This is a genomic window from Pseudomonas sp. AU12215, from assembly GCF_001675465.2.
GTDB classification, from domain to species: domain Bacteria; phylum Pseudomonadota; class Gammaproteobacteria; order Pseudomonadales; family Pseudomonadaceae; genus Pseudomonas; species Pseudomonas nitroreducens.
In genome coordinates, this window is sequence record NZ_MACM02000165.1 from 35,516 (window position 1) to 50,019 (window position 14,504).

16 protein-coding genes are annotated in these 14,504 nt (G+C 64.2%); 7 read left to right on the forward strand and 9 right to left on the reverse strand.

The annotated features are described in order from the left end of the window. Window positions 1–31 precede the first annotated feature (31 nt). The 5 genes from A9513_RS26610 to A9513_RS26630 form a co-directional block, all read right to left on the reverse strand. Window positions 32–1,183 carry a hypothetical protein gene (locus A9513_RS26610; protein WP_024765973.1) on the reverse strand — a complete coding sequence of 384 codons (1,152 nt, stop codon included), beginning with the start codon at window positions 1,181–1,183 and terminating at the stop codon, window positions 32–34. Continuing rightward, entirely contained in the window at window positions 1,176–1,481 is a 306-nt protein-coding gene (locus A9513_RS26615; RefSeq protein WP_024765972.1) for a lipopolysaccharide assembly protein LapA domain-containing protein, read from the reverse strand. The genes A9513_RS26610 and A9513_RS26615 overlap by 8 nt, the downstream gene beginning before the upstream one ends. Before the next feature lie 33 nt (window positions 1,482–1,514). Continuing rightward, the gene (ihfB, locus tag A9513_RS26620) at window positions 1,515–1,799 is read right to left on the reverse strand and encodes an integration host factor subunit beta (RefSeq protein WP_003091441.1); all 285 of its coding nucleotides are present in this window, start codon (window positions 1,797–1,799) and stop codon (window positions 1,515–1,517) included. A 197-nt stretch (window positions 1,800–1,996) separates the two neighbouring features. Beyond that, window positions 1,997–2,596 carry an FMN-dependent NADH-azoreductase gene (locus A9513_RS26625; protein ID WP_037013416.1) on the reverse strand — a complete coding sequence of 200 codons (600 nt, stop codon included), beginning with the start codon at window positions 2,594–2,596 and terminating at the stop codon, window positions 1,997–1,999. 147 nt (window positions 2,597–2,743) lie between these two features. Beyond that, complete coding sequence (locus A9513_RS26630) at window positions 2,744–3,058, reverse strand: hypothetical protein (RefSeq protein ID WP_024765971.1); 315 nt, start codon at window positions 3,056–3,058, stop codon at window positions 2,744–2,746. A 55-nt stretch (window positions 3,059–3,113) separates the two neighbouring features. On the opposite strand from A9513_RS26630, the gene A9513_RS26635 reads away from it, so the two are divergent. The 4 genes from A9513_RS26635 (at window position 3,114) to A9513_RS26650 (ending at window position 7,360) form a co-directional block, all read left to right on the forward strand. Further along, the gene (locus A9513_RS26635; protein WP_054907322.1) at window positions 3,114–4,040 is read left to right on the forward strand and encodes a LysR family transcriptional regulator; all 927 of its coding nucleotides are present in this window, start codon (window positions 3,114–3,116) and stop codon (window positions 4,038–4,040) included. A gap of 31 nt (window positions 4,041–4,071) precedes the next feature. Beyond that, a complete protein-coding gene (locus A9513_RS26640; protein WP_065086061.1) occupies window positions 4,072–4,863 on the forward strand; it encodes an alpha/beta fold hydrolase in 792 nt (263 codons plus the stop codon). Between the two features lie 28 nt (window positions 4,864–4,891). After that, a complete protein-coding gene (locus A9513_RS26645; RefSeq protein WP_065086118.1) occupies window positions 4,892–5,452 on the forward strand; it encodes a peptidylprolyl isomerase in 561 nt (186 codons plus the stop codon). A 75-nt stretch (window positions 5,453–5,527) separates the two neighbouring features. Further along, window positions 5,528–7,360 (forward strand): ABC transporter ATP-binding protein, encoded by a 1,833-nt coding sequence (locus tag A9513_RS26650; protein ID WP_065086062.1) that lies wholly within the window; start codon window positions 5,528–5,530, stop codon window positions 7,358–7,360. 213 nt (window positions 7,361–7,573) lie between these two features. On the opposite strand, the gene A9513_RS26655 is transcribed toward A9513_RS26650, so the two are convergent. From A9513_RS26655 to zwf, 3 genes are read right to left on the reverse strand one after another with little or no spacing between them, the layout of a single operon-like run. Then, window positions 7,574–8,221, reverse strand: coding sequence for a bifunctional 4-hydroxy-2-oxoglutarate aldolase/2-dehydro-3-deoxy-phosphogluconate aldolase (locus tag A9513_RS26655; RefSeq protein ID WP_037013414.1), 648 nt, complete (start codon window positions 8,219–8,221; stop codon window positions 7,574–7,576). Between the two features lie 17 nt (window positions 8,222–8,238). After that, on the reverse strand, window positions 8,239–8,955 hold the full coding sequence (gene pgl / locus A9513_RS26660; RefSeq protein WP_024765965.1) for a 6-phosphogluconolactonase: 717 nt from the start codon (window positions 8,953–8,955) through the stop codon (window positions 8,239–8,241). Next, complete coding sequence (gene zwf, locus A9513_RS26665; RefSeq protein ID WP_024765964.1) at window positions 8,942–10,411, reverse strand: glucose-6-phosphate dehydrogenase; 1,470 nt, start codon at window positions 10,409–10,411, stop codon at window positions 8,942–8,944. The genes pgl and zwf overlap by 14 nt, the downstream gene beginning before the upstream one ends. Window positions 10,412–10,597: 186 nt before the next feature. Here zwf and A9513_RS26670 point away from each other — a divergent pair, with 186 nt between their 5' ends. After that, window positions 10,598–11,455 (forward strand): MurR/RpiR family transcriptional regulator, encoded by an 858-nt coding sequence (locus A9513_RS26670; RefSeq protein ID WP_024765963.1) that lies wholly within the window; start codon window positions 10,598–10,600, stop codon window positions 11,453–11,455. Window positions 11,456–11,564: 109 nt separating this feature from the next. Here the strand turns inward: A9513_RS26670 and def are convergent, their stop codons facing one another. Further along, window positions 11,565–12,104, reverse strand: coding sequence for a peptide deformylase (gene def, locus A9513_RS26675; protein WP_065086119.1), 540 nt, complete (start codon window positions 12,102–12,104; stop codon window positions 11,565–11,567). A 221-nt stretch (window positions 12,105–12,325) separates the two neighbouring features. Here def and A9513_RS26680 point away from each other — a divergent pair, with 221 nt between their 5' ends. Both A9513_RS26680 and arcD read left to right on the forward strand, forming a co-directional pair. Next, a complete protein-coding gene (locus A9513_RS26680) occupies window positions 12,326–12,880 on the forward strand; it encodes a hypothetical protein (protein WP_054907316.1) in 555 nt (184 codons plus the stop codon). A gap of 189 nt (window positions 12,881–13,069) precedes the next feature. After that, window positions 13,070–14,500, forward strand: coding sequence for an arginine-ornithine antiporter (arcD, locus tag A9513_RS26685; RefSeq protein WP_065086063.1), 1,431 nt, complete (start codon window positions 13,070–13,072; stop codon window positions 14,498–14,500). Window positions 14,501–14,504 lie beyond the last annotated feature (4 nt).

The following is a 14,504-nucleotide window of genomic DNA, read 5'->3' on the forward strand; positions in this document are numbered from 1 at the left end:
CAGCGGCGCCTTCCATGTTTGAGCGAACGCGTCAGAGCGGCGAGATGACCGGTCGCAGCGCATTCCAAGCGTGACAGCTGGGACATTGCCAGTGCAGTTCGCGGCCGGCGAAACCACACTTGCCGCATCGATAGCGCGGCATTGTCTTATACAAACCGATGATTATTGGAGCGATTTTTCCGGCTGCCGAGTCTTTTTCGCCATCGTTTCCGACTACTTCAAGGTACTCGCCGACTCCTTGCCAGGAAGGATGACGCTCCACCCGCTCCAGCAGGCTCTCGCGCCAACCGGACGCTCCCGCTGGCAGCTCGTTTTGCGCCAGTAGGGCGAGGATTGCCGGCGGCACTTCCTCGCCAGCGGCCAACCCCCGCAAGCACGCCAGCAACTCGGGCCGGGCAAGGCCATCATGGCGACGCAACAGCGGCACGATCTCGCCCAGGAAGGCCTTGGCATCGCTCGCCAACTCGCCGACGGTAGCCACGGCAGCGACCTGATCCTTGCGCCACAACTCGCAGTCCAGCCGCATCAGCAGAGCGCGCACGCAGCGCTTGTCCACACGGCGAGCCTCACGCAGCAGCTCCTGCATGGCACTGCGATCGCCGGTCCTGCCCTTCTCCTGGGCGAGTTCGCAGTAGTAGTTGGCCAACGCCGCGCTCAGTTCGGGGCGACTTGCGACCAGGCGCGAGGCCAACTCGATGGCGCGCGACCAGTTCTTCTCGCGTTCGCAGATCAGCCGTTGTTCATCCAGCGCTTCGAGGGAGATGGGTTCATCGCGCTGCTGCGTCAGCTCGTCCAGCAGTTCCTCGGCGCTACCCAACAGGCCGCCAGCGATGTAATCGCGCGCCAGTTCCAGGCGCACCTGTGCCACCAGCGAACCATCTTCGCCGGCGCGGCCCAGCAGTTCCTGGTGAATGTGGATGGCTTTCTCGATATCGCCGCGACGGCGAAACAGGTTGCCGACGTGCAGGTGGCTTTCGAGAGTCTCCGGGCTGACGACCAAGCCCTGGGACAAGCTTTCCAGCGCATCGTCGGAGTGTCGCTCCAGCAGGTTGTGCATGCTGTGGACACGGCTCCGAAGGTGGGTTTCGGAGGCTTCCCGGGGTCGGGAAAGAGAACGACGCCCCATCCACCAGCCGATGGCCAGGGCGCAGAAGAAGAACAGCGTGGCGATGACGCTAGGCATGGTCCGTCAGCGACTTTTCACGCAGCGCGTCATTCTCCTTGCGGAAACGAGTGACTTCGGAGCGCAGGCCGCTCATGCGGGCATGCGCCTTTGCCCGGAAGGGAATGCTCAGCAGCAGGCCGATCACGCCACCGACGATGAAGGCAAGGGAAATGAAGACCACCAGCGGCCACTGCGGCGATTGCCAGCCGAGGAAGGTCAGCTGTGCGGACTGCAGGTTCTCCAGGACGAAAACCACAACGATGGCGGCCAGGACGACCAACGCCAGAATCAGCAGGAAACGTTTTGCCCGAAGCATGGACACTCCTTCTTGAAGACGGATACCCCGGGGTCACTCGGGTTCGTTGACGCGGTCGCGCAGCTCCTTGCCGGGCTTGAAGTGCGGGACGAACTTGCCGTCCAGGCGCACGGACTCGCCGGTTTTCGGATTACGCCCCACGCGCGGTGCGCGGTAGTGCAGAGAGAAGCTGCCGAACCCCCGGATTTCGATGCGATCCCCCGTCGCCAGAGCCTGGGACATTTGCTCAAGCATGGTCTTGATCGCCAGCTCCACATCCTTTGCGGAAAGCTGCCCCTGATGGGTGACGATTCTCTCGATCAACTCCGACTTGGTCATGGTTTTCCCTTCTTTTTCAAGCGGCTAGATCAGCTCTAGGTTCTTTTAGCATGCTGATCATGCTTTGAACAGCCCGAACGGAAAGGATGTGTTTTCTGCCGGTCAAGTAGCCGGCGAATAAAAAATGGCCGACTCCCAGGCAGGGAATCGGCCACGGTCGCGTCCAGGAGCGGTAGGACGCGCAAGGGGGAAGTGGATCAGGCGATGGCGGCGAGCTGCGCCTTGGCCTTGGCCAGGCCTTTCTCGGCGAATTCACCGCCCATGTTCAGGCCTTCGGCGTGGATGAAGGTCACGTCATGGATGCCGACGAAGCCCAGCGCCTGGCGCAGGTAGGGTTCCTGGTGATCCAGCGCGCCACCGGCGTACACGCCGCCACGGCTGGTCAGGACGAAGGCGCGCTTGCCGGTGAGCAGGCCCTGCGGGCCGGTCTCGGTATATTTGAAGGTAACGCCGGCGCGCAGCACATGGTCGAGCCAGGACTTCAGCGTGCTGGGGATGGCGAAGTTGTACATCGGCGCGGCCAGCACCAGCACATCGGCGGCTTGCAGTTCGGCCGTCAGCTGGTTGGAGCGCTCCAGCGCGATGCGCTCGATCTCGCTGTGCTCTTGGGCCGGCTTCATCCAGCCACCCAGCAGGTTGGCATCCAGGTGCGGCACCTGCTCGATGGCCAGGTCGCGAACCTGGATCTCGTCCGCCGGGTGCGCCGCCTGCCACTGCGCGATGAAATCGCGGGTCAACTGGCGGGAAACGGAACCTTCCTGGCGGGCACTGCTTTCGATGACGAGAACGCGGGACATGGACTGGACCTCCATCGGTCATTGAATGTGTCGATGGAGGCCATCCTAGAGATGAATAAATCGATAAAAAAGCGCAAATAATCGCTTCTAATTATCGAATTAATTGATTTCTCGCAAAACTGCTTCTAGTCTTGTCCGGCAGAGTACTCAACCCGGCACGCAGGTGAGCTTGATGCGCAGCTTGATCACTGCGCGACTGAAGCTGGAAGTCAGGTTCGCTTCCTTGCCCGGCGCGATGGAAGCCTTGCGGACATGCGGAGTTTCCGGGCCATTGACGAAGACTGCGGTGCAGGTCGCCTGTTCCTGACCATTGTTGCGCAGGATGATGGCACCCATCTGGTCGCCTATGTCCTGGGTGTCATAGTCCACCTGGGTGCCCTTGAGGGATTTCTCCACTTCAATGGGATAGGCCAGGGCGGTCAGCGGCAACAGTGCCAGAACGGCACAACAGAATTTTTTCATGGCGGTCTCTTGTTGGTCTTCTGCGGACCGCCAGATTAGACAAGAGGAAGCGAGGATGAAAGCGCCCCGCGTTACCCTGGATCAGTGGAGAACCCTGCAGGCCGTGGTCGATCACGGCGGCTTCGCCCAGGCGGCGGAAGCCCTGCATCGCTCACAGTCGTCGATCAGCTATACCGTGGCGCGCATGCAGGAGCAACTCGGCGTACCGTTGTTGCGCATCGACGGGCGCAAGGCGGTGCTCACCGAGGCCGGTGAAGTGCTGCTGCGTCGCTCCCGGCAGTTGGTGAAATCCGCCGGCCAGCTGGAAGAGCTTGCCCATCACATGGAGCAGGGCTGGGAGCCGGAAGTACGCCTGGTGGTCGACGCCGCCTACCCCACCGTGCGCCTGGTGCGCGCCCTCTCCGCCTTTATGCCGCAGAGCCGCGGCTGCCGCGTGCTGTTGCGCGAGGAAGTGTTGTCCGGCGTGGAAGAAGCGCTGGTGCAAGGTCACGCCGACCTCGCCATCAGCGGCCTGAACATCCCCGGCCACCTGGGCGCCGACCTCTCCATCGTCGACTTCGTCGCCGTCGCCCATCCCGATCACCCGCTGCATCGCCTGCAACGCGAAGTCACCCACCAGGACCTGGAAACCCAGATGCAGGTGGTGATCCGCGACTCCGGTCGCCTGCAGCCGCGCGACGTCGGCTGGCTGGGCGCCGAGCAGCGCTGGACGGTGGGCAGCCTGGCCACCGCCGCCACCTTTGTCAGCAACGGCCTGGGCTTCGCCTGGCTGCCGCGGCACATGATCGAGCGCGAGCTGCGCGACGGCCAGGTCAAGCCACTGCCGATGAAACAGGGCGGCGTGCGCGAGAGCCGGTTCTATCTTTACCCGAACAAGGAAAAGCCCCTGGGCCCGGCCACGCAGATCCTCGTGGAACTGCTGACCACCTTTGCCAATGTGCCACTCGACGCCCATTTCGCCGCCCCCGAAAGCCCGGCCTGAGCATATAGGCCGCACGAAAAAGGAGCCCGTCATGCCGTTCTTCGACCACGCCGGCCACCGCCTGCACTATGAGGAAAGTGGTTTCGGCACGCCGGTCCTGCTGGTGCACGGGCTCGGCTCCAGCACCCGCGACTGGGAGTTTCAGGTGCCGGAACTGGAAAAGCGCCACCGGGTGATCGCCCTCGATGTACGCGGCCATGGCCAGTCGGACAAGCCTCGCCAGCGCTACAGCATCGGCGCCTTCGCCGAGGATGTGATCGCCCTGCTCGACCACCTGCGCCTGGGCCGCGTGCACCTGGTGGGCATCAGCATGGGTGGCATGATCGGCTTCGAACTGGCCACCCGCTGGCCGGAGCGGCTGAACAGCCTGACCATCGTCAACAGCGCGCCGGAGGTAAAGCCACGCAGCCCTCGCGAGTACCTGGAAGTGGCGCGCCGGCTGTTCCTCGCCCATGTGCTGGGCCTGGATACCGTGGGCAAGGCACTGGGCAAGATGCTCTTCCCCAAGCCAGAACAGGGCGACCTGCGCCGCAAGATCCAGCAGCGCTGGCCGCAGAACGACAAGCGCGCCTATCTGTCCAGCCTGCATGCCATCATCGGCTGGGGTGTGCAGGAACGCCTGGCGCGCATAACCTGTCCAACCCTGGTGATCAGCGCCGACCGCGACTACACCCCGGTTTCGCTCAAGCAGGCCTATGTCGGGCAGATGCCCAACGCACGCCTGGTGGTAATCGAGGATTCGCGCCACGCGACGCCGCTGGACCAGCCCGAACGCTTCAACACCACCCTGCTCGACTTCATCGAGCAGGTCGACCATCCCTAGAACCTCAGGAAACATCCACCAAATGACCCTGTTCAAACGCTTACTGCTCGCTGCCTGCTCCCTGGTCCTGGCCGGCTCGGTGTTCGCCGCCGACAGCAAGAACCCGCATGTGCTGTTGTCCACCACTTCGGGCGAAATCGAAATCGAGCTGTACGCCGACAAGGCGCCGATTTCTGTGAAGAACTACCTGTCCTACGTCGACAGCGGCTTCTACAACGGAACCATCTTTCACCGCGTCATCCCCAACTTCATGATCCAGGGCGGCGGTTTCACCGAGGCCATGAAGGAGAAGGACACCCAGGCGCCGATCAAGAACGAGGCCGACAACGGCCTGCTCAACGAACGCGGCACCCTGGCCATGGCACGCACCAGCGACGTGAACTCCGCCACCAGCCAGTTCTTCATCAACCTGACCGGCAACGACTTCCTCAACCACGGCGCGCGCGACTTCGGCTACGCCGTATTTGGCAAGGTCGTACGCGGCATGGGCGTGGTCGACCAGATCGCCGGAGTGAAGACCGGCAACCGCGGCATGTTCCAGGACGTACCGACCACCCCGGTGGTCATCCTCTCCGCCAAGCGTCTGTGATTCTGCGCAATCACGGCTGACGGAGGCCATTCAAGGCGGGGCCAGGACGGCCCCGCCGACAACCCGAGAGCTATCATGCTTTACCGTCGTTTCGAGCGTCTGATCGATCCCTTCCGCGACGTCCCCGAGCGCATGCCGCCGTCCGATGTCATCCGCTTCTACGTCTATTACCTGCGCCAGGTCTGGCCGGTCTTCCTCGCCCTGCTCTTCGTCGGCCTGATCGTCGCCCTGATCGAAGTCGCGCTATTCAGCTACCTGGGGCGCATCGTCGACCTCGCGCAAGGCACCGTGCCCGCGGACTTCTTCACCCTGCACGGCCGCGAGCTGATCTGGATGGCCGTCGTCGCGCTCATCCTGCGCCCGGTGTTCAACGGCCTGCACGACATGCTGGTGCACCAGAGCATCAACCCCAGCATGACCAACCTGATCCGCTGGCAGAACCATCGCTACGTGCTCAAGCAGAGCCTGGGCTTCTTCCAGAACGACTTCGCCGGGCGCATCGCCCAGCGCATCATGCAGACCGGCAACTCCCTGCGCGATTCCGCCGTGCAAGTGGTGGATGCCATCTGGCACGTGGTGATCTACACCGTCAGCGCCCTGGTGCTGTTTGCCGAGGCCGATTGGCGCCTGATGATCCCGCTGCTGCTGTGGGTCGTCGGCTACGTCGGCGCGCTGGGCTACTTCATTCCCCAGGTGAAGCATCGCTCGGTGGTCGCCTCGGACTCGCGCTCCAAGCTGATGGGCCGGATCGTCGACGGCTACACCAACATCACCACCCTCAAGCTGTTCGCCCACACGCGCCAGGAAGAGGACTACGCCCGCGAAGCCATCGACGACCAGACCCGCAAGGCCCAGCAGGCCGGACGCGTGGTGACCTCGATGGACGTCACCATCACCGTCTTCAACGGCCTGTTGATCGCCGGTACCACCGGCCTGGCCCTGTGGCTGTGGACCCAGTCGTTGATCTCGGTCGGCGCAATCGCCCTGGCCACCGGCCTGGTCATCCGCATCAACAACATGTCCGGCTGGATCATGTGGGTGGTCGGCGGCATCTTCGAGAACGTCGGCCAGGTGCAGGACGGCATGCAGACCATCGCCCTGCCCCGCCAGGTGAACGACCAGCCCGGCGCCAAGCCGTTGGTGGTGAGCCATGGCGAAGTGCGCTTCGACCAAGTGGATTTCAGCTACGGCAAGGGCGGCGGCCTGATCAGTGGGCTGGACCTGACCGTACGCCCCGGCGAGAAGATCGGCCTGGTCGGGCCGTCCGGCGCCGGCAAATCCACCCTGGTGAACCTGCTGCTGCGCCTGTACGACCTCGAGGGCGGGCGCATCCTGATCGACGGCCAGGACATCGCCCACGTGACCCAGGAAAGCCTGCGCGCGCAGATCGGCATGGTCACCCAGGACACTTCGCTGCTGCACCGTTCGATCCGCGACAACCTGCTCTACGGTCGCCCGGATGCCAGCGAGGCGGAGTTGCAGGACGCCATCCAGAAGGCGCGCGCCTCGGAGTTCATTCCGCAACTGAGCGACGCCGAAGGCCGTACCGGTCTCGACGCCCACGTCGGTGAGCGCGGCGTGAAGCTTTCCGGCGGGCAGCGCCAGCGCATCGCGATCACCCGCGTACTGCTCAAGGACGCGCCGATCCTGATCCTCGACGAGGCCACCTCGGCGCTGGACTCCGAGGTGGAAGCGGCGATCCAGGAAAGCCTGGAAACCCTGATGCAGGGCAAGACGGTAATCGCCATCGCCCACCGGCTTTCCACCATCGCCCGCATGGACCGGCTGGTAGTGCTGGAGCACGGCCGCGTGGTCGAGAGCGGCAGCCATGCCGAGTTGCTTGCCCATGGCGGGCTCTACGCGCGGCTGTGGCGGCACCAGACGGGCGGCTTCGTCGGGGTGGATTGAAGCCCGAGGGTCACGCGCGATCCTTTCGCGAACAGCCCCGCGTCGGGGTTTGTTCGCGAGCAAGCTCGCTCCTGCTGGGAGTAGTCCTGCACCGGGCGCGTTTTTCTGTAGGAGCGAGCTTGCTCGCGAACCCGCACGGCAACTCTGCACAGCCGCAGAAGCCCCCATAAAAAAGCCCGGCACAAGGCCGGGCACGTCCAAATCCAGGACAGCTCAGTGTGTGTCCAGTAGCGCTAGCGCCTCACGACTCAGGCGTTCGACCGTCGACCAGTCGCCGCTGTCGACGGCGGCCTTGGGCAGCATCCAGCTGCCGCCCACGCACATCACGTTGGCCAGGCGGTAATAGTCATTCAGGTTGTCCGGGCCGACGCCGCCGGTAGGGCAGAAACGGATGTCCGGGAACGGGCCGCCGAAAGCCTTGAGCGCTTCCACGCCGCCGGCGACCTTCGCCGGGAACAGCTTGAAGCGGCGCAGGCCATGGCGATAAGCGGCCATGATTTCCGACGCGGTGGCAACGCCCGGCAGCAACGGCACAGGGCGAGTCACCGCGTACTGCAGCAACTCCTCGGTGCAGCCGGGCGTGACGATGAACTTCGCCCCCGCCTCTTCCGCCTGGGCGAAAGTTTCCGGGTCGAGCACGGTGCCGGCGCCGACGATCAGCTCCGGGCGTTGCTCGCTCAACTGGCGGATCGCGGTGAGACCCAGCGCCGTCCGCAAGGTCACTTCCAGAACGGTGATGCCGCCGGCTGCCAGAGCATCCGCCATGGGCAGGATGTCTGCCTCGCGGTCGATGGTGATCACCGGCAGGATGCGCGCACGCTGCGCCAGGGCATCGATCTGCTGGATGTGTTGTTCAGGCATAGCGGTAACTCCGTGCTTCAGGGGCACCAGTGGATCGAAAGAGGTGAACGCAGGAACGCATTGACCGGCATGCGCTGGTCGTCGTTATCGCTGAGCGCCTGACTCAGCGTGGCCAGCTTGGACTCGCCCTGGATGGCCAGGATCTGCACCCGCGCGCCCTGCAACACGGCTCGGGTGAGGGTCAGGCGCTGGTGCGGCACGGTCGGCGCCCACATCGGCAGGCATCGGCGTGTGCCGGCAGGGTCGAGCGCCTCGACCAGGTTGGTGCTGCCAGGGAACAGCGAAGCCGTGTGGCCATCGTCGCCCATGCCCAGCACCAGCACATCGATGGGCAGCGTCAGCTCGTGGAGGAAGCGATCGGTCTTGTCGGCCGCCTCCTCAAGGCTGCTCGCCGGCTGATACAGGCCGATGAACTGCGCCTTGCCCGCCTCGCCCTTGAGCAGATGGCGGCGCAGCAGGCCTGCATTGCTGTCAGGGTGCGACTCAGGCACCCAGCGCTCGTCGGCGAGGCTGACGGCCACTTTCGACCAGTCCAGTACCGCGCCGCTCAGGGCCTCTAGGAAAGCCACCGGACTGCGCCCGCCGGACACCACCAGCAATGCGCGACCGCGTTCGATCAATGCCTCACGCAGCGCGTCGGCTACCGCTTCGGCGAGGCCGCGGGCCTGCTCGGCGGCGTTGTTCCAGGTCTTCCAGGCCATGCCTTCTTTCAGTGTCGGTTCAAAGATCGCCATACCAGTCCCTCCCGTCGCGAGCGATCAGGGCAACCGACGCCTGCGGTCCCCAGCTTCCGGCCGGGTAGGGCTTGGGCTCCTCGCCCAGGCGGCCCCAGCCGTCGATCAGGCCATCGCACCATGTCCAGGCGGCCTCGATCTCGTCCTTGCGGACAAACAGGTTCTGGTTGCCTTGGGTGACTTCCAGCAACAGTCGCTCATAGGCATCCGGCGTACGGGCGGTCTGGAAGGTTTCGGAGAAATTCAGTTGCAGCGGGCCGGTGCGCAGTTGCATGCCCTTGCCCAGGCCCTGGTCCTTGGTCATCACCTGCAGGGAAATGCCCTCGTCCGGTTGCAGGCGGATGATCAGCCGGTTGCTGATCAACGAGCGCTGCTCCGGGGCGAAAATGTAGTGCGGCGGTTCCTTGAAGTGGATGACGATCTGCGAGTGCTTCTGCGGCATGCGCTTGCCGGTACGCAGGTAGAACGGCACGCCGGACCAGCGCCAGTTGCGGATATCCACCCGCAGGGCGACGAAGGTCTCGGCGTCGCTGTTGGGGTTGGCATTTTCCTCGGCGAGATAGCCCGGCACGGGCTTGCCGTCGATGTAGCCGGCGGTGTACTGGCCGCGCACCACGCGGGTCGCCAGTTGCTCGGGAGCGATGGGCTCCAGCGCGCGCAGCACCTTCACCTTCTCGTCGCGAATGCTGTCGGCGGTGAGGTTGGCCGGCGGGTCCATGGCGATCAGGCAGAGCAGTTGCAGCAGGTGGTTCTGCACCATGTCGCGCAGCTGGCCGGCCTTGTCGAAGTAGCCCCAGCGGCCCTCGATGCCGACCTTCTCGGCCACGGTGATCTCCACGTGGGAGATGTGGTTCTGGTTCCACTGGGTCTCGAACAGGCTGTTGGCGAAGCGCAGCGCGATGAGGTTCTGCACCGTCTCCTTGCCCAGGTAGTGATCGATCCGGTAGATGCGGTTTTCCGGGAAGAAACGTGCCACGGCGTCATTCACCGCGCGGGACGATTCCAGGTCGTGGCCGATGGGCTTCTCCAGCACCACCCGGGTGCGTTCGGCGAGGCCGGCAGCGGCAAGGTTCTCGCAGATGCCGCCGAACACCGAGGCGGCGGTGGCGAAGTAGGCGACCAGGGTCTTCTCGTCGCCCACCAGCTCGGCCAACGCCTGGTAGGAGCCGGCGTCGAGGAAGTCCATGCTCAGGTGATGCAGGCGCGCCTGGAAGCGGGCCCAGACCTGTTCATCCCACTCTTTCGCCGGGACATACTGGCGCAGACGGCGTTCAATGGTTGCCAATGGCGCTTCCGTGGCGCCGTCATCGCGGGCCAGGGCAAGAATGCGGGTATCGCGGTGCAGCAGGTCTTCGCGGTCGAGCTGGTAGAGCGCCGGCAGCAGTTTGCGCAGGGCGAGATCACCCAGGGCGCCGAACAGCGCAAGGGTGCAGGGCAGAACGCGGACTTCAGGCATTTGTTGTTACCAACCAAATTTTGAACGATAGTTAGCCTTCTACGCTGGCATTAAGACAAATATGTAGTAATTAAACAACATATTTCTGCCGTCTCGCGCCGTTGTTGGTCGCTTGCCAGCCTGACGTTAGGATAGCGCCGCTGGCCGCACCTACCCGGTCAACCGTCGATTGCCCAAGGAGCACGGATGAAAAACCTGCTGGAGCAGATCCAGAGCCGTCTGGAAGAGCTGAACAAGGCCGAGCGCAAGGTCGCCCAGGTGATCCTGCACGACCCGCAGCAGGCCACGCGCTTCAGCATCGCCGCGCTGGCCCAGGCATCGAGTGTCAGCGAGCCGACGGTGAATCGCTTCTGCCGCTCCTTCGGCATGAGCGGCTATCCGGAGCTGAAGATCCAACTGGCGCAGAGCCTGGCCAGCGGCGCAGCCTTCGTGACCCAGGCCGTGGCGGCCGACGACGGCCCCGAGGCCTACACGCGCAAGATCTTCAGCAGCACCATCGCCTCGCTGGACAGCGCCCACAAACTGCTCGACCCGAAGGTGATCGACCGCGCCGTGGACCTGTTGATCCAGGCCCGGCAGATCCACTTCTTCGGCCTTGGCGCGTCCAGCTCGGTGGCCCTCGACGCGCAGCACAAGTTCTTTCGCTTCAACCTGGCGGTGTCAGCGCAGAGCGATGTACTGATGCAGCGGATGATCGCCTCGGTAGCACACACCGGCGACCTGTTCGTGGTGATTTCCTACACCGGGCGCACCCGCGAGCTGGTGGACGTGGCCCACCTGGCGCGACAGAACGGCGCCTCGGTACTCGGCCTGACCGCCGCGGACTCGCCGCTGGCCCGCGCCAGCACCTTGAGCCTGGACATCCCGCTGCCCGAGGACACCGACATCTATATGCCGATGACCTCAAGGATCATCCAGCTCACCGTGCTCGACGTGCTCGCCACCGGCGTGACCCTGCGCCGCGGCGTGGATTTCCAGCCGCACCTGCGCAAGATCAAGGAGAGCCTGGTGCCGACCCGTTACCAGCTCGACGAGGAAAGTTGAGGGCGGCGCCGCCCTCGGCTCTGGAAAAGCCCGCTCCTGCAATCGCGCGCAGAACCATCACCTGCTGTAGGAGCAAGTTCACTCCTACGGAGAACAGCTCAAGCTGCCGTCAGTCATCCGAGTTCGGATCGAGCCCGGGGAACAGCACCTCGGTGAAGCCGAATTTGCTGAAATCGGTGATACGCGACGGATACAGCCGGCCGATCAGGTGGTCGCACTCGTGCTGCACCACCCGCGCATGAAAGCCTTCCACCGTGCGGTCAATGGGCAGGCCCTGGGGATCGACGCCCTGGTAGCGGATAGCCCGGTAACGGTCCACCGCACCACGCAGGCCGGGGACCGAGAGGCAGCCTTCCCAGCCCTCCTCCAGCTCGTCGCCGACAGGCGTGATCAGCGGGTTGAGCAGGATGGTCGGTGGCACCGCCGGTGCATCCGGGTAGCGCTCGCTGCGCTCGAAACCGAAGATCACCAGCTGCAGGTCCACGCCGATCTGCGGCGCGGCCAGGCCAACTCCACCAACGTGATGCATGGTCTCGAACATGTCGTCGATCAGTTGCTGCAACTCGGCGCTACCGATCATCGACTCGGGCACTGGCGGGGCGATGCGCAGCAGGCGCTCGTCGCCCATCCTGAGAATCTCGCGGATCATCTTGGCCTCGTCGCCAGGGAGTGAGACCGGCATCCTCTGCCCTCCCACGCCGCATGGCAAGCCCGCGACCGCCCGGCAGCGCCCCGCGAGCCACGCCCCCCCCGGTGTTAGACTGGTGCATGACGACATTCTTCGAACGCCGGAGATTTGCCGGGAAACGCGGCAGATCACGGACGAAACCCTGGGGGGATCTTTTATTTCCGAGGGGCGCGAGGTTCGTCATGAACAGGCATTACTACATCAGCGACAACCTGGACGACCTGGAACAGGTCGAGCAGGAGCTTTCCGAAAGCGGCATCGGCATCGAGCAGATGCATGTGCTCAGCGACAGCGACGCGGAACTGGAAGAGCACCGCCTGCATGAAGTGCCGTCGGTGATGAAGAAAGACGTGGTGCACTGGGGCAAGATCGGCCTGGTGATCGGTGCCGCACTGGCCGTGCTGGTACTGGTGGTCGGCTACCTGAGTGGCTGGACGCAGACGGCGGCAGGCTGGATCCCCGTGGTCTTTCTCGCCGCGGTGCTGCTGGGCTTCAGCCTGTGGGAAAGCAGCTTCTTCGGCCTGCAACGCCCCAGTGGCGACGTGCGCCGCTTCCAAGGCAACCTGCAGCAAGGCCGCCACGTGTTCTTCGTCGACGTGAAGCCCGAGCAGGAACCGGTGCTGGACATGGTGGTGCGCCACCACCCGCGCCTGGAGATCGCCGGCTTCGGCAGCGCCATGCCGGCCTGGTGGCTCTCCGTCGAGCAGGCCTGGAATCGCTTCCGCCACATGATGTAGCGGCAAGCGCCAGCCTCTTCTCCGCGGCTCTGGTGACCCGCGGCCTTAGCCCTGCGCGCTGTTGAACCGCAACAGAACTCGTTCAGGGTCGGTTCAGAAACCGTTAGCCTGCTATTGATATACATCAGCCGAGTGCCTCCGAGCGGATTCGAAAATATGCGAATCCATTCACATTCAGGAGGCTGGGAAATGCCCACATCGCCCAACCAGAAACTCGGCCTGGCTGCACTCACCGCCCTGGTGGTCGGCTCCATGATCGGTGGCGGCATCTTCTCGCTGCCGCAGAACGTCGCGAAAAGCGCCAGCCCCGGCGCTGTTCTCATCGGCTGGGCCATCAGCGGTATCGGCATGCTGATGCTCGCCTTCGTCTTCCAGAGCCTGTCCAACCGCAAGCCGGAACTCGATGCCGGCGTCTACGCCTACGCCAAGGCCGGCTTTGGCGACTACATCGGCTTCAATTCGGCATGGGGCTACTGGCTCAGTTCCATGCTCGGCAATGTCAGCTACTTCGTGCTGATCTTCAGCGCGCTGGGCTACTTCTTCCCGGTGTTCGGCGAGGGCAATACCGCCATTGCCTTCGTCTGCTCATCCCTGCTGCTGTGGAGCCTGCACTTCCTGATCCTGCGCGGGATCAAGCAAGCGGCCTTCATCAACCAGATCACCACGGTCGCCAAGGTCGTACCCATCGTCCTGTTCATCCTGATCGGCCTGGTGGCGTTCGACATGGACCTGTTCACTGCCGATTTCTGGGGCCACGGTCATGTCGATTTCGACAGCGTGATGAGCCAGGTACGCAACATGATGCTGATCACCGTCTGGGTGTTCATCGGCATCGAGGGCGCCAACCTGTACTCAGGCCACGCGAAGAAGCGCTCGGATGTCGGCACCGCCACGGTGATCGGCTTCGTCTCGGTGATGGCGCTGCTGGTGCTGGTGAACGTGCTGTCCATGGGCATGATGAACCAGGCGCAACTGGCCGGCTTGCCCAACCCGTCCATGGCCTACGTACTGGAACACGTGGTCGGTCACTGGGGCGCCGTGCTGATCATCGCCGGGCTGGTCGTCTCGCTGTTCGGCGCGCTACTGGCGTGGATTCTGCTGAGCGCGGAAATCATGTTCGCCGCTGCCCAGGACCACACCATGCCCAGGTTCCTCGCCCAGGAGAGCAAAGCGGACGTGCCGGTCAACGCGCTGTGGCTGAGCAACGCCACGGTGCAGGTATTCCTGATCGTCACCCTGTTCGCCGCCAGCACCTACACCAGCCTGGTGCACCTGGCCGCATCCATGGCGCTGCTGCCTTACCTGTTCTCCGCCGGCTACGCCGTACTGCTGTGCCTGCGCGGGGAAAGCTATGAAGGTCTGCTGCGCGAGCGCCGCAAGGACCTGGTAATCGGCGCCATCGCCCTCATCTACAGCCTGTGGCTGGTGTATGCCGGCGGCATGGATCACCTGCTGCTCTCGGCGCTGCTCTACACCCCGGGCGTGGTGCTGTTCATCATGGCCAAGCGCGAGCGCGGCGAACGCGTGTTCAGCAAGGCGGAAGGGCTGATCTTTGCCGTCCTACTGGCCGCAACACTGGGCGCCGGCTACGGTCTCTATTCCGGACAGCTGAGCCTCTGAGCCC

Coding starts and splice junctions, on each gene's coding strand:
- A9513_RS26610 (WP_024765973.1), bottom strand. CDS start 1,183: ATGCCTAGCGTCATCGCCACGCTGTTCTTCTTCTGCGCCCTGGCCATC.
- A9513_RS26615 (WP_024765972.1), bottom strand. CDS start 1,481: ATGCTTCGGGCAAAACGTTTCCTGCTGATTCTGGCGTTGGTCGTCCTG.
- ihfB (WP_003091441.1), bottom strand. CDS start 1,799: ATGACCAAGTCGGAGTTGATCGAGAGAATCGTCACCCATCAGGGGCAG.
- A9513_RS26625 (WP_037013416.1), bottom strand. CDS start 2,596: ATGTCCCGCGTTCTCGTCATCGAAAGCAGTGCCCGCCAGGAAGGTTCC.
- A9513_RS26630 (WP_024765971.1), bottom strand. CDS start 3,058: ATGAAAAAATTCTGTTGTGCCGTTCTGGCACTGTTGCCGCTGACCGCC.
- A9513_RS26635 (WP_054907322.1), top strand. CDS start 3,114: ATGAAAGCGCCCCGCGTTACCCTGGATCAGTGGAGAACCCTGCAGGCC.
- A9513_RS26640 (WP_065086061.1), top strand. CDS start 4,072: ATGCCGTTCTTCGACCACGCCGGCCACCGCCTGCACTATGAGGAAAGT.
- A9513_RS26650 (WP_065086062.1), top strand. CDS start 5,528: ATGCTTTACCGTCGTTTCGAGCGTCTGATCGATCCCTTCCGCGACGTC.
- A9513_RS26655 (WP_037013414.1), bottom strand. CDS start 8,221: ATGCCTGAACAACACATCCAGCAGATCGATGCCCTGGCGCAGCGTGCG.
- pgl (WP_024765965.1), bottom strand. CDS start 8,955: ATGGCGATCTTTGAACCGACACTGAAAGAAGGCATGGCCTGGAAGACC.
- zwf (WP_024765964.1), bottom strand. CDS start 10,411: ATGCCTGAAGTCCGCGTTCTGCCCTGCACCCTTGCGCTGTTCGGCGCC.
- A9513_RS26670 (WP_024765963.1), top strand. CDS start 10,598: ATGAAAAACCTGCTGGAGCAGATCCAGAGCCGTCTGGAAGAGCTGAAC.
- def (WP_065086119.1), bottom strand. CDS start 12,104: ATGATCCGCGAGATTCTCAGGATGGGCGACGAGCGCCTGCTGCGCATC.
- A9513_RS26680 (WP_054907316.1), top strand. CDS start 12,326: ATGAACAGGCATTACTACATCAGCGACAACCTGGACGACCTGGAACAG.
- arcD (WP_065086063.1), top strand. CDS start 13,070: ATGCCCACATCGCCCAACCAGAAACTCGGCCTGGCTGCACTCACCGCC.